Source organism: Pseudanabaena sp. PCC 6802 (genome assembly GCF_000332175.1).
In the GTDB taxonomy this organism is placed as follows: domain Bacteria; phylum Cyanobacteriota; class Cyanobacteriia; order Pseudanabaenales; family Pseudanabaenaceae; genus PCC-6802.
In genome coordinates, this window is record NZ_KB235914.1 from 1,033,205 (window position 1) to 1,053,519 (window position 20,315).

Annotated in this window: 16 protein-coding genes and 2 pseudogenes; 6 read left to right on the forward strand and 12 right to left on the reverse strand. The window is 47.0% G+C overall.

Features of this window, described 5'->3' with window-relative positions; genetic code table 11:
- Positions 1 to 315: 315 nt before the first annotated feature.
- The 4 genes and pseudogenes from PSE6802_RS0110115 to PSE6802_RS0110130 all read right to left on the reverse strand — a co-directional run bounded on the left by PSE6802_RS0110115 (position 316) and on the right by PSE6802_RS0110130 (position 2,595).
- The gene (locus PSE6802_RS0110115; protein ID WP_019499947.1) at positions 316 to 645 is read right to left on the reverse strand and encodes a helix-turn-helix domain-containing protein; all 330 of its coding nucleotides are present in this window, start codon (positions 643 to 645) and stop codon (positions 316 to 318) included.
- Between the two features lie 10 nt (positions 646 to 655).
- Positions 656 to 829 (reverse strand): annotated as a pseudogene (locus tag PSE6802_RS30955) (type II toxin-antitoxin system RelE/ParE family toxin); the annotation flags it as partial.
- Positions 830 to 935: 106 nt separating this feature from the next.
- Positions 936 to 1,133: pseudogene (locus PSE6802_RS28490) on the reverse strand (type II toxin-antitoxin system RelE/ParE family toxin); the annotation flags it as partial.
- 352 nt (positions 1,134 to 1,485) lie between these two features.
- The gene (locus PSE6802_RS0110130; RefSeq protein WP_019499949.1) at positions 1,486 to 2,595 is read right to left on the reverse strand and encodes a hypothetical protein; all 1,110 of its coding nucleotides are present in this window, start codon (positions 2,593 to 2,595) and stop codon (positions 1,486 to 1,488) included.
- Between the two features lie 113 nt (positions 2,596 to 2,708).
- Between PSE6802_RS0110130 and PSE6802_RS0110135 the strand changes: the two genes are divergently transcribed.
- Positions 2,709 to 3,287, forward strand: coding sequence for a 5-formyltetrahydrofolate cyclo-ligase (locus PSE6802_RS0110135; RefSeq protein ID WP_026103212.1), 579 nt, complete (start codon positions 2,709 to 2,711; stop codon positions 3,285 to 3,287).
- Here PSE6802_RS0110135 and PSE6802_RS0110140 read toward each other — a convergent pair.
- The 4 genes from PSE6802_RS0110140 to PSE6802_RS31885 all read right to left on the reverse strand — a co-directional run bounded on the left by PSE6802_RS0110140 (position 3,284) and on the right by PSE6802_RS31885 (position 8,350).
- Positions 3,284 to 5,395, reverse strand: a complete 2,112-nt coding sequence (locus PSE6802_RS0110140) for a prolyl oligopeptidase family serine peptidase (protein WP_019499951.1) — start codon at positions 5,393 to 5,395, stop codon at positions 3,284 to 3,286. The two genes, PSE6802_RS0110135 and PSE6802_RS0110140, sit on opposite strands and share 4 nt — an antisense overlap.
- Before the next feature lie 30 nt (positions 5,396 to 5,425).
- The gene (locus tag PSE6802_RS0110145) at positions 5,426 to 6,469 is read right to left on the reverse strand and encodes a PRC-barrel domain containing protein (RefSeq protein ID WP_051050568.1); all 1,044 of its coding nucleotides are present in this window, start codon (positions 6,467 to 6,469) and stop codon (positions 5,426 to 5,428) included.
- Between the two features lie 74 nt (positions 6,470 to 6,543).
- Complete coding sequence (locus tag PSE6802_RS0110150) at positions 6,544 to 7,680, reverse strand: citrate synthase (RefSeq protein WP_019499953.1); 1,137 nt, start codon at positions 7,678 to 7,680, stop codon at positions 6,544 to 6,546.
- A 538-nt stretch (positions 7,681 to 8,218) separates the two neighbouring features.
- On the reverse strand, positions 8,219 to 8,350 hold the full coding sequence (locus tag PSE6802_RS31885) for a photosystem II protein Y (protein ID WP_071592276.1): 132 nt from the start codon (positions 8,348 to 8,350) through the stop codon (positions 8,219 to 8,221).
- A gap of 102 nt (positions 8,351 to 8,452) precedes the next feature.
- On the opposite strand from PSE6802_RS31885, the gene PSE6802_RS0110155 reads away from it, so the two are divergent.
- From PSE6802_RS0110155 to PSE6802_RS0110170, 5 genes are all read left to right on the forward strand, one after another.
- Entirely contained in the window at positions 8,453 to 9,274 is an 822-nt protein-coding gene (locus tag PSE6802_RS0110155) for an undecaprenyl-diphosphate phosphatase (protein WP_019499954.1), read from the forward strand.
- A gap of 123 nt (positions 9,275 to 9,397) precedes the next feature.
- Complete coding sequence (ndhD1, locus tag PSE6802_RS28495; protein ID WP_019499955.1) at positions 9,398 to 10,999, forward strand: photosynthetic/respiratory NAD(P)H-quinone oxidoreductase subunit D1; 1,602 nt, start codon at positions 9,398 to 9,400, stop codon at positions 10,997 to 10,999.
- Positions 11,000 to 11,066: 67 nt separating this feature from the next.
- Entirely contained in the window at positions 11,067 to 11,657 is a 591-nt protein-coding gene (locus tag PSE6802_RS0110165; protein WP_019499956.1) for a GNAT family N-acetyltransferase, read from the forward strand.
- A 150-nt stretch (positions 11,658 to 11,807) separates the two neighbouring features.
- A complete protein-coding gene (locus tag PSE6802_RS33335; protein WP_156815483.1) occupies positions 11,808 to 11,990 on the forward strand; it encodes a hypothetical protein in 183 nt (60 codons plus the stop codon).
- Complete coding sequence (locus PSE6802_RS0110170; RefSeq protein ID WP_019499957.1) at positions 11,990 to 13,057, forward strand: fatty acid desaturase; 1,068 nt, start codon at positions 11,990 to 11,992, stop codon at positions 13,055 to 13,057. Before PSE6802_RS33335 ends, PSE6802_RS0110170 begins: the two co-directional genes overlap by 1 nt.
- Positions 13,058 to 13,159: 102 nt before the next feature.
- Here the strand turns inward: PSE6802_RS0110170 and PSE6802_RS0110175 are convergent, their stop codons facing one another.
- The 4 genes from PSE6802_RS0110175 to PSE6802_RS0110190 form a co-directional block, all read right to left on the reverse strand.
- Positions 13,160 to 14,284 (reverse strand): Hpt domain-containing protein, encoded by a 1,125-nt coding sequence (locus tag PSE6802_RS0110175; protein ID WP_019499958.1) that lies wholly within the window; start codon positions 14,282 to 14,284, stop codon positions 13,160 to 13,162.
- 63 nt (positions 14,285 to 14,347) lie between these two features.
- Complete coding sequence (locus PSE6802_RS0110180; protein ID WP_019499959.1) at positions 14,348 to 14,950, reverse strand: GUN4 domain-containing protein; 603 nt, start codon at positions 14,948 to 14,950, stop codon at positions 14,348 to 14,350.
- Positions 14,951 to 14,979: 29 nt separating this feature from the next.
- Positions 14,980 to 16,905, reverse strand: coding sequence for a chloride channel protein (locus tag PSE6802_RS0110185; protein ID WP_019499960.1), 1,926 nt, complete (start codon positions 16,903 to 16,905; stop codon positions 14,980 to 14,982).
- 176 nt (positions 16,906 to 17,081) lie between these two features.
- Complete coding sequence (locus tag PSE6802_RS0110190; protein ID WP_019499961.1) at positions 17,082 to 19,394, reverse strand: ribonuclease R family protein; 2,313 nt, start codon at positions 19,392 to 19,394, stop codon at positions 17,082 to 17,084.
- Between the last annotated feature and the right edge of the window lie 921 nt (positions 19,395 to 20,315).

Consider the following 20,315-nt stretch of genomic DNA (forward strand, 5'->3'; position numbering starts at 1 on the left):
ACGTTGCTAAGTCCCGATAGCGGATCGGTAAATCGCGCAGAGTAAGCAATTTGAGGTTAGTTAGGGTGCGTCACCCGTAGCAGACGCACTACCGATGACCGATCGCAGTCATACCTAGATATCCCAGAGAACCGAGCGATCGCCCTTAGTTCGGTCTCCTTAAAGTTACAGTATGGGCGATGCAGACAGGGCGATCGCCCTAATCGCTCAATTCCTCGTTGTTTCTATCGCTCTTGAGGCTTAGAACTGATTGTCGATACCCCATAGAGAGAAGGGAATAGCGATCGCATTATAAACTATCTGCTCGAACCCTGTTTATATTGAAATAACACGTGTTTCAGCTTGGACATTCGATTCTAAGTTGGGAGTAACGCGAATTTCTACATTTCTGCCTAATGCATTAAGAAATCGAAAGAGGCGTTCTGTAGAAAAACCTGATAACTTACCACGCACTAGTGCTGATACTTTTGGTTGATCTATCCCTAAAAGTTTTGCTGCCTCAATTTGGGTAAGCTCTCTTTCTGAGATTAGTTCACTAATTTGATGGGCAAGTTCCGCCTTGATTAACAGTTCATCAGCATTAGGTAGTCCTAAGTCAGCAAATACATTCCCACTGCTTGAGTATACCTGTATTTCTTCAGCCATTTCGCTTCTCCTAGTTATTTTGCTTCAAGTATGCCTCGTAGCGATCCTTGGCACGTTTAAGACGAGTTTCAATCAGGTCTATATCTTGCTTAGGGGTAGCAATACCACTCTTTGACTTTTTTTGAAAGGCATGAAGAACATAGACGATTTCTTCAAATTTCACTGTATAGACTGCTCGGTAGGTATAGCGGTTTTCACTTGAGAACAGGTTTTATTTTTGGGGTGAAGGGGTTCAACCCCTTCTTGGGGGCAACGCCCCCCCCTTCTCGTTTTCATCTGAAAACCGCTATATCTCCATCATAGTCCTCAATAATTTCGAGAACGCTAGAACCCTTAAAGCCTTTGAGAAGTTTAGCATCAGGATGCTTTTTACCTAATTGAGCGCGGTACAAGGCAAAGCCCATCATTTGTTGAACTTCGCCAGGAAATTTCCGTAAGTCCTCAAGGGATCTGCTTATCCACTCAACAGGTTTTAATGAAGGATTCATAATGCTTTATTATGCCATTTTTAGCATATTATGTCGAATTAGATTAGGTAGTGTGCGTCTGCTACGCGTGACGCACCATGACCGATCGCAGTCATACTTTAGGAGAACTGAGCGATCGCCCTTAGTTCGGTCTCCTTAAAGTTACAGTATGGGCAATGCAGACAGGGCGATCGCCAATTCTATATCAGCAACATTGTTATTGACGTGTGTGGGCTTATCCAAAAAGTTTTGGTGGGCATTGCCCATCCTACTAGCTAGCTAGCTTTGAACCTGGCTCTCCTTCTCCCAAGACGGGAGAAGGGGGTGGGGGATGAGGGCTATCTTGCAAAACTGGGATGCACCCCAATAGAACTTAATTCACCATTGCTGCTCCTGGAATCAGAAGATTAACAATCAAAAAGCCTGTTGCAATTGTCACAAAAGAGACGCGATCGAAAAGACGAGAAAGTCCTACTCGATCTAGATTGGCATAAATATGAAGAGAAATTGTAGATTGCACCAGGGTCAAGAAAATCGTAATCATTCCTATCCCATTGACCATATCGAGTAAAGTTAGCGTTCCACTGTCGGTTACGAGGGAAGCAGATAACAAAGTATTAGCGACTGCTCCAAAGAAACCACCAACCCCCAAACCAAAGCGTGGATCGACCTCTGTGGGCGTTATAAAAAGAGCCAGCATTGAAATCATCACTGCGGCAAAGAGCCCGAGAAAGATTTTTAAGTAGGTGCCTAAACCAGGACGACTATTCCAAACGCCATAGATCAACTGGGAATAGGTTTTGCGAGTGTTGGATGGCAATCTAGGATCGCCAAAGTTTGATTTGTAAGTGTGGGGTTTCATGACGATACCCGTTTTATATACCTGATATCCTGGCATCTTGACCCGCGAACTAATCTGAGTATTCTCGGTATCGGGTACATATTCCAAATTTTGCCACTGCAAGTTACTCTCTTCTATAGCTACCGTTAAGAGATGATCGTCGATGGGAAAACGGGTGCTGTCAAAAAATTTGGCGATCTGCGCTCTAACCAGGTAAACCGCATAGTGTTCTCCCTTGATGACCTTATCTTGTAATTTCTGTTTGGATAAAATTTCCCCTTCCACGATATTGAAGGTTTCTCCGGGGTTAATGTCATCGCCCGTCCATCTAAACCAGATATAAAAAACAGGGGACCACTTAGAATCTAGAACTGAAATTGAGAAGATGCCATCTAGATATATGCCGACTTTGACTTTACGAGGATTTGCTCCGGCAGGTAGTGCATCAGCAGCAGTACGCCCCGGCTCAACTGCGCTGGCATCGATGCGGGCGTTGTGTCGGGCAATTGCAGCTTGTCTCAGTCCGGAGAGGGTATTGACACTAAAGAAGCTTAGGGCAATGAAAATAGCGATCAGAAGACCAGTCCAAAGGATAATAAACCGACGACCCGAAGTGGTGACAGCGCGATCGGACAATTTCATGAATGATTTACTCCTGTAGGGGTTCACTCTGCTAACATTTTAACTGGGGATAACCAACTTATCTAGTCTCTCACGATCCTCTAGATCCCTACTGTCTCTTAAATAATATTGATTTGAATCCAGCACAACATAAGCAACAACTACGAAAGCAGCTAATTAACGCAAGACAGAGCTTGCCATCGCACCTATGGCAGCAGAAGAGCGAGGCGATCTGTCACTACCTATCCGAGTGGGAACCCATCCATGCAGCGCAGGTAATTCTGGCATTTATGAGCCTCTATCAGGAACCAGATCTAACCTGCCTTTGGCAAGCATTCCCGCATAAAATCTGGGGCTTACCTCGCTGTCAGGGTAAAGAGCTGATCTGGCACCTGGTTAATGCCATCTATCTATCCCAAGAAACTGAAGTAGGAGCTTACGGTATTCCCGAGCCATTGCCTACTCTGCCGCTTGTAGATTTGACAAAAGTGGATGTAGTGTTGGTACCATCTGTAGCCTGCGATCGCCAGGGATATCGTCTGGGCTACGGGGGCGGTTTTTACGATCGCTTCCTCGCCCGTAAAGATATCTCTCCAACCCTTAAAACAGTCGGCATTACGTTCGCAAACTCTCATTTGGAGGGTCTACCTACCGAATCTTGGGATATCCCATTGAATGCAGTTTGCACGGAAGCTGGCATACAGATATTTTAAGCAGATGCCTCGCAATTCAGCACCTTCGCTAAAAATGCGAAGCGATCGCTTGCTTCTTCAATCAACTTTGTTGTCGGTTTACCCGCACCGTGTCCGGCTTTGGTTTCAATGCGAATTAAAACTGGCGCGTCTCCACTATGGGCGGCTTGCAGGGCGGCGGCAAATTTGAAACTGTGGGCTGGTACTACGCGATCGTCGCGCTCGGCAGTAGCGATTAATGTAGCGGGATAGACCGTGCCAGGTTTGAGATTATGGAGTGGAGAATAGGCATAGAGGGCGGGAAATTCCTCGGCATTGTCGGGAGAGCCGTATTCTGCCGTCCAGGCCCAACCAATCGTGAACTTGTGGAAGCGCAACATATCCATTACCCCAACAGATGGCAACGCTGCTCCAAACAAATCAGGACGCTGAGTCATGCACGCTCCTACCAGCAAGCCGCCATTACTGCCACCCGCGATCGCCAGTTTCGGCGTACTGGTGTAACGATTCCCAATTAACCACTCTGCGGCGGCAATGAAATCATCAAATACATTTTGCTTTTTGGCCTTTGTTCCAGCCTGATGCCAATCTTCACCATACTCGCCGCCGCCGCGTAGATTTGGCACGGCATAGATTCCACCCATTTCCATCCATACTAAGTTGCTAATTGAAAAGGCAGGGGTGAGCGATACGCCAAAGCCGCCGTAGGCGTATAACAAAGTTGGATTTTGCCCATCTAATTCGATTCCCTGTTTATGGGTGATAAACATGGGAACTTTGGTGCCATCTTTACTGTGATAAAAAACTTGCTCGGTCGTGTATTGAGTGGGATCGAAGTCAACTTGGGGGCGACGGAAGACCGTGCTTTCATCTGTTTGGAGATCGTAGCGATAAATAGTAGGTGGCGTGGTAAAGCCAGTGAAGCTGTAGAAAGTTTCCGTATCGTAGCGCTTACCGCCAAACCCTCCTGCCGAACCGATACCAGGTAATTTCACCTCGCGGATAAATTTACCGTCGAGATCGAAAATTTTGACCTGAGTCGCCGCATCTTTTAAATAAAATGCTACCAACTGATTGTTAATTAAGCTTACGCCTTCAAGGGTTTCCTCCGCTTGTGGGATGATTTCCCGCACCTGTTGGGGCGAGTTGATATCGATCGCGATCGCCCGACCGCGCGGTGCGTTCAAATCGGTGCGGAACCAGAAGACCGAGCCGTCATTGCCAATAAAACTATATTCGGCTTCAAATTGAGTAATCAATTCTACTACTTTACTCGGCTGAGTATCGGCCAGGGATGGACGCGCCTGGATATCCAGATAGAAAATTAGATTCTTCGGCTCGCTACCTTGCCAAACTGAGACGATCAGATAGCGCCCATCCTCTGTCACGCCACTATCAAAGCCCCATTCCTTTTGGTCGGGACGATGGTAGATGAGGATATCCTCCACCTGTGGCGTGCCCAGACGGTGATAGTAGAGTTTTTGGAAGTAATTAATAGTTTGCAGTTCGGCACTTTCAGGCCGATCGTAGCGACTGTAAAAGAATCCCTGGCTGTCATGCGTCCAGGATGCCCCCGAGAATTTACTCCACTCTACAAGATCTGCTAAATCCTCACCTGTCTCTACCGATCTAACTCGCCATTCTTTCCAATCCGATCCCCCGGTGGATAGAGCATACGCCATCAGCTTGCCGTCGTCGCTAATTGCTATGCCAGATAGAGCGATCGTACCATCGGGAGAAAGCTGATTCGGATCGAGCAGGATAGTAGGTTCTCCATCTAAGGACGTAAGCGTATAGAGGACACTCTGATTCTGCAAGCCATCATTTTTAAAATAAAAATAGCGATCGCCTTCTTTAAAGGGAATCCCATACTTCTCATAATCCCATAGTTGTGTTAGACGTTCCTGCAGGCGATTTCTGCTCGAAATGCCCTCCAGAAACCCAAACGTTACTTGGTTTTGTGCTTCTACCCATGCTTGCGTTGCCTCCGAATCCGCATCTTCTAGCCAGCGGTAGGGATCTTTAACTTCCATACCATGGTAGCGATCGACTACATCTACAGTTTGACTGGGAGGGTAATTAAAAGTTGGATTGAGAGATGACTGGGCGGGTTGCTCGGAGTTTGACATAGATATTCTCTTGGAACTGATTCTCGCAAACTATAACTCTTCTAATTCTTCTTCAGGCTTTCTTTGCTTCTGGCGATCGGGGATTCTGGCTTCATCAGACCACGCATTTTGAATCTCGCGCTTGCTGTCTTCATAATACTTGCTGTCTTCGTCATCCTCCTCATATCTGTAATCGTCCTCGCGCTTGTAATTCTCGCGCGGCGGGGGAGAGATAGGCTGTTGTTGCGCTCTTGCTTGGCGGCGAGGTGGAGGAGACACTGGCACTCTTTCGTCTGCCCAGTTGTCTTCTTCTTCTTCCCACATTTCTTCGCGTCTGTAGAGCGGACGTTGCTCCGATCGCGGTTCGGGGCGATATTCCCGCTTTTCGCGATAATCTTCGCGATAGTCTTCACGGTAATCTTGACGGGGCTGGGCGGGTGGATAATAACTGCTACGCTGTCCGGGGCCTAGAGCATTGCCTGAGATTGTGGGAGGTGGCAGATAGTCATCCTCGAACTCCTGTTCCCAAGGAGGCTTGCCTAAGCCAATGCGCTCTAATACTCCCTTAGTAAGCTGAGTCAGGCGTTCTTCCATGCCTTCCGTGACGATGATGCGATCGCGTCCCACGGCAATAATCTCGTTCACATCCAACTCATAGGTACTGATCAAGGTAGAAGGAATCAGCGGCGCTCCTACCGATGACAAAATTAGATAAAACAGATCGCCACTAGCAGGGTCAAATTTGAAGTCTCGAACTTTGCCCAGTAGCTCGCCCGATTCAGTCACTACCTGATTGCCAATTAGACTAGTGTAGCGATCGTCAACTTGTTCGTCTTCTAGAACCGATTCATTTTCGACCAGGATGGCATCCGGCCCTAAGAGGGCAACGTTATCTAACGCCATATAATAGGTTTCACCAATCCCTATGGGCGTACCGGGCACAAACCGATCGGCGACGCTGACCCCCATGACCTGCCTCCGATCGACATCCAGCCATATCTGCGTCACAATACCTAGCCGTTTAGCGGTAGATTTACTAATAACCTGGGTTCCTAAAATAGAACCGCGTTGGCAGATCGTTTCAGATGTCATCATGGCTTTCTATGATTCTTAAACTATCCCTAATGGGAAGATCGTATGGCTTGATTCTAGCAGACTGACGATCGCGATTATCTGTGCGCAAGTGGTGTATACGAAACTTCGTGCTCGCCTGTATAAACCTGGGTAGGGCGGAAGAGTCGATTGTCCGCCAATTGCTCTTTCCAGTGGGCTAGCCAACCGGGAACGCGGGCGATCGCAAATATAGGAGTAAACAAGTCCATCGGAATACCTAGTTTTTTATAGACTAATCCTGAGTAAAAGTCCACGTTTGGGTATATACCTCTTTCTGAAAGTTTTTCCATACCAACGTTTTCCATCTCCACCGCAATGTCATAGTAAGGATCGTGCCCAAATTTGTCGAACAGGATCTTGACTTGCTCCTGCAGGATTGTAGCCCTAGGATCTTTAACCTTGTATACCCTATGCCCAAACCCCATAATTTTTTCTTTGCGTTCTAGCTTGCGCTCCATATAGGGTCTGACATTTTCCACGGAACCAATTTCTTCTAGCATCCGCATCACCTGCTCGTTGGCTCCGCCGTGTAAAGGCCCGCTCAAAGTTCCGATCGCAGACGACAAGACCGTATAGGCATCGGTTAAAGTCGATGCCGTTACCAATGCTGAAAAGGTCGAAGCATTGACCGTATGTTCCGCGTGTAAAATCAAGCAAATATCAAATACACGAGCAGCGATCGGATCTGGTTCCACCTCATTGAGCATATAGAGGAAGTTGGCCGCATAGCTGAGGTCGTCCCTTGGTATCACTGGATCGTTGCCCAGCCGCATCATGTTAAAAGCGGCGACCATTGTCGGAATTTTGGCTAGCAATCTAGTGGAAGCACCATAGATAAAGTCCGCATCCTGCAAATCTGCTAACGGGTAAAACATACCTAATGCCGCTACACATGCCTGGAGCGCATCCATTGGGTGCCCGTTATCGGGGAAGCACTTAATCATGTCGCGAATGCGGTACTTAATACGCCGCCGATGCAGAACGTCGTACTCGAACTTAGTTATTTCGGTCTCTTTCGGCAGCTCGCCAAAAATTAGTAAATAACTAGTTTCCAAAAAGTTACTGTACTGGCATAGTTCCTTAACGTCGATGCCGCGATACTCCAATAAACCACGTTGCCCATCGACGTAGCTAATATTCGACTGTGTCGCGGGCACTCCTTCCAGACCTGGCTTATACTCACCAACAGCCATAATTTGCAACCTTATGCTAAAGATTCGATCTTAAATCTATCACCCGAGCGATCTCAGCTTAAAATGCTCGATCTAGGGCCATTAACTTAACTATTGTAGGACTTACGCATTGAATGCTGAAATTCAAGACCCCTCTAGCCCCCCTTTTTAAGGGGGAAATCTCAAAGCCCCCTTTTTAAGGGGGTTGGGGGATCTGTTTTGCGTAAGTCCTGTATTGTATAGCTTAGCTAACAGGCTCAGGGCGGGGTACAGGGTTAGAACGCAGCAGTGGCTCTAGCGGGGAACCCCCAAGACTGGTGCTTCACCTGCGTAGGGGTGCAGCTTCTACGCCCTCTGCCCTAACAGAGCTGTCCACGGCTATATATACGGCAAATTAACCTTAGTACTATGTAAAACAAGACACAGAGTCAAGGTTTTCCACGACTCTGTGCTCGTTGACTCTGTATTTTTTGTTAAAAAGTAACTTCTTAACTGGGTATCAAATCTAATCGCCAGTAATCTAGTCTTCGATAAGCTTTATGGGCTTAATTCTAGAGATTTACCAGAATTTATTACCACGGCTGCCGAATAGGCTAGCTTCGCCATTAGCTACTGCCTTTGACATATTAATAAAAGCCCAGACGACTACTAAAGCGAGTGGTGCAAGTACAACTAATAGTCTGAAGTCCATATGTAACTAACCTCTTAAAGGAGTATATGATTTTTCTTTAATTATGGCAGTTTCTGCCCGCGATCGCGCAATGCTGTTTACGACCACATAAAATTTTAGTCTATGGAATATTTACAGGCACTTGTCCTGGGACTAGTGCAAGGAATCACTGAGTTTTTGCCCATCAGCAGTACGGCACATCTAATCATCTTTACAGATATGCTGGGCTGGAAGACCCTGTGGACTAAACCTGCAATTGATGCCATCCAGTTTGGGAGTGTAATTGCAGTGATCTGGTACTTTCGCCAGGATATTCGCCAAATTCTAGGCGGTGGCTGGCTGGCGTTTCGCCAAAAAGACTGGGAGCGCGAGGAGTGGAAAATTCTGGCTGGAATTGCGATCGGAACTGTGCCAGTTTTAATTGGCGGTTTTTTTAAAAAGCGCCTCCCAGAGAGTACCCAAGCGATCCTGGATGGCGCGATCGTAATTGCGATCGCCTCCATTGTGATGGCACTGCTATTAGGTTTAGCAGAGCGGATTGGCACCCGCAAACGTCGTTTTAGTCAACTCCAAATTGTTGATGGTCTGCTTGTCGGGCTGGGGCAAGCTGTAGCGCTAATTCCTGGCGTGTCGCGCTCTGGTGCCACCTTGACCACAGCATTATTTCTGGGCTTAGAGCGCCAAACTGCTGCCCGTTTCTCTTTTTTATTGGGGATACCAGCTTTAGCGATCGCTACCTTAGTGCAGGCAAAAGATGCCGTGGGTAATTCCCAGCTATTCATGCCCCTGATTGTTGGAATTATTTCTGCGGCTATTTTTTCTTACATTTTTATCGCTTGGTTATTGCGCTATCTGCAAACCCAAAGTACGTGGGTGTTTGTCTGGTACAGGCTAGCCCTGGGTTCGTGCCTATTGCTGAGTATTGCTCTGGGACAGCTTAAGTAATCCTTAAGCTGTTTGTTTAGCGATCGCCGCTACACTGTAGTTGCTAACTGTAATGCTAATCGTAAGTGCTAGAGCGAATTAATTACTCTACTTCTTCATGCTGAAGTCGTTTTTTTGTGCCATATGCTAAATCTTGAGAATTTTCCCTGGCTCACCTTCAGTATTATTTTTCCAGTAATCATGGCACTGCCAATTGCCTTTATCCCTGACAAAGGTGATGGTAAGACCATAAGGTGGTATGCCTTAATCGTTGGACTAATAGACTTTGTTGCTATAGTCTATGCCTTCTGTACTAAATACGACTTTGCCACACCGGGACTCCAACTTGTGGAGAATTATGCCTGGGTACCGCAAATCGGTTTGAACTGGTCGGCAGGAGTTGATGGCTTATCGATGCCATTAGTCTTACTAACCGGCTTCATCACGACGCTGGCAATCTTGGCATCGTGGCCGGTATCGCTTAAACCGCGTTTGTTCTACTTTTTGATGCTAGCCATGTATGGCGGACAGATTGGCGTATTTGTCGTACAGGATATGCTGCTGTTCTTCCTGATGTGGGAGCTGGAACTGATTCCGGTTTACCTACTGCTCTCAATTTGGGGGGGATACAAACGCCAGTACGCTGCTACTAAGTTCATTCTCTACACGGCTGGCGGCTCGCTATTTATTCTAGTAGCAGGGCTAGCGATGGCTTTCTATGGCGGCACCACTACTTTTGACATGACTGCTCTGGCGGGGAAGAATTACCCATTAACCTTCCAACTTATAGCCTATGGTGCGTTTTTGATCGCCTATGGCGTGAAGTTACCTATTTTTCCATTGCATACCTGGTTGCCGGACGCGCATGGGGAGGCCACCGCTCCCGTACACATGCTCCTGGCGGGCATTCTTCTAAAAATGGGGGGCTATGCTCTTCTGCGCATGAACGCGGGGATGCTGCCCGACGCTCACGCTTATTTCGCCCCAGTTCTGGTGATTTTAGGCGTAGTCAACATTATCTACGCCGCTCTCACTTCCTTTGCCCAGCGCAGTCTCAAGCGCAAGATTGCCTATTCATCCATTTCGCACATGGGCTTTGTCTTGATTGGCATTGCTTCTTTTACGGACTTAGGGACGAGCGGCGCAGTCTTGCAAATGATTTCCCACGGTTTGATTGGAGCTAGCCTCTTCTTTTTAGTAGGTGCTACCTACGATCGCACCCATACCCTCATCCTGGATGAAATGGGTGGAGTGGGGCAGAAGATGCCAAAGATTTTTGCTATGTTCACGGCTTGCTCGCTGGCATCTCTGGCCTTGCCTGGAATGAGTGGCTTTGTGGCGGAGGTGATGGTGTTTGTTGGCTTTGCTACCAGCGATGCTTACAGCACTACGTTCAAGATCGTGACTGTAATCCTGGCAGCAGTTGGTGTAATTCTGACGCCCGTTTACCTGCTGTCAATGCTGCGCGAGATCTTCTACGGGGCTGAAAATAAAGAGCTAGTCGCCCATGAAGAATTAGTAGATGCCGAGCCCCGCGAGGTATTTATTATTGCTTGCCTATTGATCCCAGTTATTGGAATTGGTCTCTATCCGAAGTTAATGACCCAGGTCTATGACGCTACAACCACAAGTTTAGTAGCTGCCCTCCGCCAGTCAGTACCAACCTTAACTGGTAAAACCGACAAGCCACTGGCATTTCACAGCGACTTTAAATCTGCGCCAGTCATAACTGGGAAACAATCGTAGACGAGAGAACAACTAAATTGCTGGGAGCCTATATTATTTAAGGTGGCTCCCAGGATTAATCTAAACTGTGCGCGACATTCACTTAAAAAACTCGCTCTTCGACGTTAGGTTAGCTCAGCTTAAAGATGTTGCTTGCCTTGCTGATATCTTGACAACTAGTTTTTACTGCGATGACAAAGGTAGGTTTGCTCGCCTTAAACAGTGGCTTCAACCACTGATTCGTTGGGGCATTTCTTTAGATTTAAATCATCGTTTAACTGATGACAGCACCAGATACGCCTGTCTGGTTGCCGATCGCTTAGATCGGCCTGCGAGAGCGATCGCCACCGTAGAAATGGGTATGCGGTACGTTCCCCAGATAGGGCGCGGTATTTCTTTGCTGGACTGGCAGGCATCCCAGTTTCCCTACTTGTTTAACCTGGCCGTGCATCCGCAATGGCGACGACAAGGAGCTGCTATGCAGCTTTTAAGCTCTGCCGAACAAATGGCGGCGCGCTGGGGATTTCAGCAATTGTATTTACACGTACTGGAGAATAACTTACCAGCAAGGCAGCTTTATCAGGAATTTGGCTACCAGTTTTACAAAGTAGAACCCGGGCTAAGATTTTGGCTGGACTCAAAACCTCGCCGACTTTTGTTAAGAAAAGTAATTAATTAATTATTTCTGTAAAGTTACGTACAGTATACGCATAGCACAATTAGCTACCCTTGTATTCGTTACTTAAATATTCGTATACAATTTTTTGCGCTACAATGAGCGCTGACGGTTAAATGTTGTGGTGTGACATTACAGAGTCTATAAATAGTTATGAGTAAACCATTGAATTCATTATCAACAGAGGCAGAAAGCCTTACAAATCTTAAGAAAAGTCTTTATAACGACAGCCTTCAAAGTGAGTTTTTAGAATTACAGTCTGATATCGATACGCTTCTTCAACAACTGCAAAGCTTAAGCCGTCAGCGCCTCGCCCAATCTGGGAGTGTTCAATAATGACAATCGCATCAAGCGAATTTGTGGGCGAGATTACGGCTAAGGTTGAATCTAAATCGAATACTCCTACACTGCCACCCGGCACTACTCTTAGAGACATTATTAAAACCCTCCCACCCGAAGTATTTGTCAAAAATACGCCTAGGGCATGGTTGGGTGTGGCTTTTAGCTTGCTGGCAGTGGGCTTAGGCTATGCCAGTATTGCTTTTGCACCCTGGTATCTCTTACCCTTAGCATGGATATTTACGGGCACTGCCCTCACGGGCTTCTTTGTTTTGGGGCATGACTGCGGCCATCGCTCTTTCTCTCCAAAACTTTGGGTCAACGATTTGGTGGGGCACGTGTTGTTTTTGCCACTCCTTTACCCATTTCACCCCTGGCGGATCATGCACGATCGCCATCACAATCACACCAATAAGCTCGGTGAGGATAATGCTTGGTACCCATTCACCGCTCGGGAGTACGCCGAAATTAAGCCCTACGAGAGATTTTTCTACCGTTTAATTCGCGGTCGCTTTTGGTGGATTGGTTCGATTATTCACTGGGCAGTGCTGCATTTCGATGCCAGCATTTATCCAGAACGCCAGAGATCTCAGGTAAGATTCTCTGCTGGTTTGGTAATCGCTTATGCCGCGATCGCTTTTCCATTAATCATTGCGTTCGGTGGCATTGCTGGCTGGGTTAATTTCTTCTTAATGCCCTGGCTGGTTTACCATTTCTGGATGAGTACGTTTACAATCGTGCATCACACTATGCCCGACATTCAGTTTAAGGAAGGCGATCGTTGGAATGCGGCTCAGGATCAACTAACCGGCACCGTACATTGCGATTATCCTGCTTGGGTAGAGTGGCTTTGTCATGATATCAACGTACATATTCCTCACCATATTTCTACCGCTATCCCTTTTTACAATCTGCGTAAAGCACATAAATCCTTGCAGGAAAACTGGGGCGAGTATCTCTATACCACCAAGTTTTCATGGGAACTAATGAAGCAGATTGGGGACAAATGCCATATATATGACGAGCAAGACTGCTACCGTAGTTTTAAACAAGCAGGGTTTTGATCGGCAAATAATACTAATTTGATTAGCAAATAAAAAAGTTAGGCACGCGCCTAACTTTTTTATTTGAATATTATTTGAATATTTGCTAAGGCTAACCGCTCTCTAGCAATCTCCCAATTTCTGCATAAATGCACGAAGCTGCTCGCGAAATTCATCGGCATTGCTATCCTTTGATTTGTCCCAGGCTGACAACCATATGGGCGCAGGTAGATGCCCGACTGGAGCCGAACGATCGAAGTTGATGCCAGCCGTGCGAATCCAGGCATTGTCTATCCGCCAGGCCACGCGATCGCCAAACTCGCGCCACTGCTCTACGGACTTATCTTCCTCAACAATGGCACCAAATACACTACTGATATCATCTTCCTGCTGCAGTGCAGTTACGAGATCCGGTGGTGGCAGCAGGCTTTGCAACTGCGATGAAACGACGATCTCTTCGGTGCGATGCGCCAGAACTAGTTCCTGAGCTTGCTTCACTTCGCGAATTACCACAGGTGCCAGTACGCGAAAAGAGTTGTTGGGATTGCCAACTGCAGATTTTACAACTTCCAGCATGTCGCACCAAGGTTTGAGATCGAATTGATCGCCAGCTTGATACAGGCGATCGCAGATTAACTGTAGGTTTTGGCGGCTAGTGGGGCGATCTGGTTCCTTAAAGACCTGCAGCATATCTCGCAGTTTGGCTGGGATATCCTCTTGGAAGACCAAAGTCATCGCTCTTTCTTCCCCAGAGGTTCTGCCCACAGTGATCGGCTCGATTACCTGCCTTGCAGGAGGCGTTGTAACTTCTACAGTTGCCTTGCCATCCACCAGGTTGTTGAGATGGTCTTTGAGCTGAGCAAATAGCGGCTCAACATCAGACATAATTGCGTCGGCATCTTCTTTTCCCAGTCCAAATGGACCGCTCAAATGCTCTAACAGGTCTTTTAGCTTGTCAAAGCTTTGGAGAAATAATGTCTGTAATTGCTGATCGACATTAAGACCGTTGTTGTCTTTTATAACCTTGAAATAGTCTTCCAGGCGGTGAGAAATATGCTGCACGCTAGAAATACCAAGCATAGCTGCTCCACCTTTAATGGAATGGGCAGCTCTAAATACCTCATTTACCATCTCAGGATCGGTAACCATAGATTCCAAGTTAAGCAGTCCATTCTCTATGGTAGTTAAGTGTTCTAGGGCTTCTTCGATAAAATAGCCCATGATTTGATTTTGCTTTGCTGGATCCATAACGGCAAGCACCCTACGAGTAAATACAAGTGAAAATAACGTGTCAAACTTAACTATTAGTAGCTATTTAGTAATGGAAGCCGTATAGGCTTGCTTTTGCACGCTAAAACCAAAGCGTCCCAAACTGTGTTTTTGCCATAGCCGATCGATCGTTTGCAGATCTTGGCAAGGCAGTCGATTAATTTCCTCAACAGATAAATAACTGCCCTTATTCTTACTTAAAGCCTGACAGAGCAGGTCCCAGGTTTCCTGGTTGGCTTGTTGCCAATGCCCTCCTGACAACAATTGATTTAGCCTCGTATAATCTATACCTACAGCGGAGCTAAAAGTTTCCTGCTGCATCTGGCTAGCTGTATCGGATAGATTGGCCGTTGACTTAGAGCGTCTAAATTTAAGCACGAGCGCGCTATTACTACTGCTAGGGCTACCATTAAGCAGAATAACCTCACCCGTCTCCGAAATCTTAATCGCAATATCAACTTCGTCAAGCGTTAACCCACCCCGATCGCTCAGGTCAAAATGCTGAACTAGATCGATCAACTTATTGACATTTGCCGCGATTGCTTTGCCATCAACCGCTCTCACAACGGATTGACGATTGTAGCCGTCATTACTTTCCGTTCCCGTGTTATTAACAATCTCAATCAAAAATTCTTCACTACTCATAGCATTTAGTGACTAGTTGGGTAGATGGCTTACAGAATTCGCTCTCCACTAAGAGCTTCTGAGCGTGGCTCGTCCGACCTAATTTCACTGGGCGCAACGCTATCCAGTTCCTTAGGCTCAATTATATTGGGTATACTTAAAAGCTCTGCCTTATTAGAAGCAATTTTATCAGCGATCGCTTGTTTTGTAAGCGCATTAGTATAGGCAGCAACTATTGCCTGTCGATCTACCATACCAACCACACGGCTAGTAGAGTTGCGATCGACAACTGGTAGTTGTTGTAAGTCTCGCGTTGCCATACGTCTGATCGCATCGGCGAGAGACTCATCTGCAAAAGTATGCAACACCTCTTTAGTACAGATTTCTTGCACTGTTAGTAGTTTGTTGATTTGATGGCTCGAGTTAGGCATGGATAACGCCCTCTCAATGTCCCGTGTTGTAAGAATACCCAAAAGATGATGAGAGTCATCAACGATTAAGGCACTATGGAAATAACCGCTAGTAAATACCTGTGCTGCTTGTAGCATAGGCATAGAGTATTTAAATGTCAAAGGTTGTACGGTCATCACCTCTGCAATCTTAATTTGACGGAGAATGTCATCCTCTTCGGGCTGAGAGGACTTTTTCCCCCCTGAGCCTGCAATCTGGCGGGACTGTAACTGCTCTACTAGCCAGGCACAGAGACCCACTGCTGCCATTAGAGGTAGCACGATGCGGTAATCTCGTGTCATCTCAAACAAAAGCAGGACGGCAGTTAAAGGTGCCCTGACCGTACCTGCCAGTACTGCCGCCATCCCAACTAGGGCATAAGCAGGCGGCGCTGCAATAGGGATTGCATGTGGGAGAATCAATGCTAATGCCTGAGCGTAGGTGCTACCAAGGATCGCCCCCAGAAATATAGCAGGTGCAAATATACCGCCAACAAAACCACTGCCTAAGCTGATCGCCGTTAGCGCTAGCTTTGTAAATAGCAAAATTACCAATAGCCCCACCCCAAAATGAGCATCTTGCAGTAGCGATTCTACAGTTTCGTAGCCTATGCCCATAACTTCAGGAAACACTAGTGCTGTTGCGCCAATGCAGCCACCACCGATCGCCAGTTTTAGGGGTATAGATAGGTCTGCCATCCAAGCAAATCCGAGCGCTTTGCCAGCAAATACTTCCTGCGCCAGTTGCAGTGCTCGGGAAAATGCGATCGCCACCAAACTTGCTAGTAAACCCAGCCCCAAATAGAGCGGCAACTCCCAATAGCTGCGCACTTCATAAGCAGGTAAATTAAAAGCTGGCTGCCCCCCAAACCCAATTTGCGCTACCAGAGCAGAAACAACGGCGGCAATTACAACAACGCTGACACTGGAGTTAAAGCTAGACTTAGTATTACCAAAGGTATCGCCTAGCAATACCTCCAAGGCAAAAAACACACCAGCAATAGGAGCATTGAAACCTGCTGCCAGACCGGCTGCAGCGCCTGCACCTACTAAGAGCCGGGTTCGCTCTGTGGAAAACCGCAGTAACTGACCTAGCAAAGAACCAATATTACTCCCCAACTCTACGCTAGGACCTTCTGGACCTAGGGATGCCCCCGCTCCTAGGGATAAAGCTGCCGCTATTGTTTTGAGTGGAATTTGGCTGTAGGGCAATCGCCCCCCTTCCTTGGCAACTGCATATGATAGGCTCCCAAATCCTGCTTCGCTTTGTTGCAGGCGCAATCGCAGACTGCTAACTACCAAACCCCCAATAATTGGGATCGATACAATCAGCCAACTTCCGTAACTGGCAAGCCCAACTGCTAAATAATGCCAATAGAACTCCTGTGCCGCATCTATCAGCCATCGAAACAGTAAAACCCCAGTTCCGCTGCCCAGCCCCACCAAAATCGCCAGCACTAACATAATCGTGGCAGCAGAGGGCTGGAGACGGTTTAACAGTACTACTAAAGGACGCGAGAGCTGCATGACGGCTTCAGATTTAAGGGGGTAAGTTGTACGTTAGCAAAAAAATACAGTTGGGGTTTATCTCTAACATTTATGTTGCATCTCTTGGGTACATCCCCCGCCGCTTGCGGCGAACTAACTGCCGAGGCTAGCCTCAGGGGTTCGTACCTTTGATTGACTAACGACACCAAACCTCTCTACTCGTCAGGGAAACGATCCATATCCAGGTCCGGATCGATCTCAGTCGGTAGAACAACCTGCTCGCCGGGTTCGAGATTGGCGGCAGCGTCAATACTGGCTAAAGCTACTAGATCGATTTGCTGGCGATAGTAGTCAACGCTTTTGACCTGGACTTCAATGCGATCGCCCAAACTATATTGACGTTCGCTACGGCGACCGATCAGAACTGTTTGCGCCCGTCCGCCCTTGCTCTTGCCATTAGTTTGGGGAAATTCGTACCAGTCGTCTTTGAGCGAACTGACATGCACTAGACCTTCAACCAGTAAAGATTCGATCTCGACAAAAAAACCATAGGATTGAACTCCCGTGATAATCCCAAAGAAATTTTGTCCGGTTCTCGCTTGCATGATCTCGGCTTTGCGCAAACCTTCGAGATCTGTTTTAGCCTTGTGAACCAGGTTGTCTTGCTGGTTGAGCTTTGGCAAGATTAACTCTAGCTCGGAGACCACTTGACGTTCTCTTTCAGGTGGCAGCACGCTCCAACTAATCTGACCGTGACAGCTAGAGCTATGCAAATCTACGCTCTCTTTGCTGCGAGTATTGCGACGATCGCGTCCTTCTTGAAACACCAGATGTAGCAGACGTTGAATTAGCAAATCGACATAGCGATGTTGGGGAGCGATCGCGTGCACGTAGGGAAACTCCGGTGCTAGAGCAAGACCGAAGTGAGAACCAGGCTGCAAACTGTACTCTCCGATCTTTAACAATGACATCAACAGGTATTTCAAGATATCGCAACTGCTTTGCCTGTCTACCTGGGTCACCTGTGCTAAAAAGTTTTGGAAATCCTGAGATTGCAGGTGTTCCGGTTCCGCTAAACCGACAGATACGCCCATACTCTCGCAAAGCTTGAGCCAATCTGCTACCTTGCTCAATTCCGGCGGTGATTGAGTGCGAAATAGAGCCGGTACGCCCAAAGCTACCAAGTGCGTAGCGATCGCCCGATTCGCTAAGATAGACATCTCAGATACCATGCCGTAAATATAATTAGCCTCAGGTACGATTGGCACTCCTAAAATGCCCTCATCAGCTTCCTGCATAGGTGCATTGGGCAGAGTGATATGGAATGAGCCAAGACGATGTTGCTTGATCGATGTACCCAAATGCACGATATTACCGAGCAGATCGGCTAATTCCGCTTGCTTCGATTTAGCAGTGCCTTTTTGGGCGCGATCGTCGATAATTTCTTGTGCCTCGGCAAAACTCAATCTGGCATGAGTAGCGATCGCAGACGGGTAGATCTCAAACTCAGTTAAAACTCCATTACTATCTAGCTCGAACAACACCGACATGGTGAGATGCTCTGGCTGCTGCAGCACGCCAAGATCTGGGAGCATGGGGATAACTGAATCGTCTAGGAAAGAGGTTCGCACTCGAAGCCGAGCAGCTTCATCTAAAACAGAGCCAACCGCAATATAGGCCGCATAGTCAGGAATATGTACTCCCAGTCGCCAACCACCAGCCTGAGTTGACTCTAACGAAATCGCTGGTGCATTACCGATGGCGACAGTCATATTTTGACGCAGATCGAGCCTTTTCTTGAGATCGACTTTCCGCACCGCTTTGGGTAGGCTGTTGACCGCAGTCAAGACCTGACTGCTAAACTTGCGAGGCAAGTTATGCTTGCAGCAGACTAAATCTACATCAGGCGTAGATTCTGCATCATCGCCCAGCACCTGCAAGATCTTGCCTATGGGCAAGTGACTGCCTAAAGGAAACCTCGTCATCTCAAGATGAACCAATTTGTTCAATGCCACGCTTAGATCGGGATATTGTCTATCGGGCGCGAGATCGATCTCGAACAGCAAGCGATCGTCCAATGGTATGGCACGATACCCAGATTCAAAAGCCTTTACCTTAGCCAGAAGTGTAGGATTAGAACGCTCTACAATCAGTCGCACTTCACCCTCTGGACTGCGACGGCGCATTCCATCCTTAGTTACTTTCACCAGGACGCGATCGCCATTCCATGCAGTACTCAGCTTACTCTCTCGAATGTAAATATCCCCTGCACCCTCAACATCTTGGATCGCAAAGCAAAATCCTTTACTAGAACAACGCAATCGCCCCTCTACTAGGCCATCTTCTGCCAGACGGCGATAGCGACCCTTATCTTTTTCTAAGATGCCTACCCTTTCTAAGGCATCGAGTGCTACCTGGAGTTTGCGTATACTACCGTCATCGCCGATACCTAGTTTTTTTTCGATGACCTTAGGAGCGACAAATTTATCTGAGAGGCTATCTAGCAGTTGAGAGATCGAAAATTCCATGAGGTGTAAACTTGAAAGTAAAGTAACAGAACTTGAATGGCTTAATGACTTTAACGAGCTACAAAGTAATTACATAGTTAAATTACATAGTTACCAGGGATGCAACTCAAATCCCAATCGCTGTGTTTCTAACAGGTAACAACTTATATCCTTGAGAGTGCACAACACACACCATGCAGTAGCGATCGAGCTGATATTCAATTCTCAAGCATGCTGAGATTGTTATTACAAACACGCGAGCATACAACATGATATGACGAAAGCGAACAAAGAGGTGCCAGATTGCCACAGGAAAGCTTGTGAGGATAGCTCGTGCAAAGATCCCTAGGTGCTCGAGCATTTAAGTCTGGACGGATCTCTATGGTTTATGCCCGCTATTACTGCTATTACTCAGGTTGTACCTACTTAAAATCATAATCTAAAGGTTGCAGTGCTAAGTGGCAAACCTTAAACATATCTTTAACTAGAACCCTACTATCTTAAAAATATTCGGTTCTATAATGTTGATATGACCTTAGCTAACCGTTTGCCTATGCAAAATCTCAGTTGTTTCCTTAGTGTTGTTTCCTTAGTGTTATCAAGAAATAGGTTTTAAAACCCCGTACTTCTAGCACGGCTTTTTAAGGATCTTATGCTACGATACAACCACTCTAAATGCATAAGCAACACCGTAAAATCTAAACCGGGTGGTTTGGAGCGGAAGCAAGCTTAGCAGCTGAGCAGTTGTGAAAGCGTTTGTTAGTCCATCTTTATACCAATGAGTACGGTAGAGCATACCGGAACTTTCGGACTAGGTTAGAGTAAAGCTTGGGGAGAGGTGACCGCTACTTTTGGTTAGAGCAATCTTAATCAAAGCAATAAGTTGCCTCCTAGAACCAAGAATCCCAGCGCGTTTGAGCTGGGGAGTGTCAAGCGGTAAGT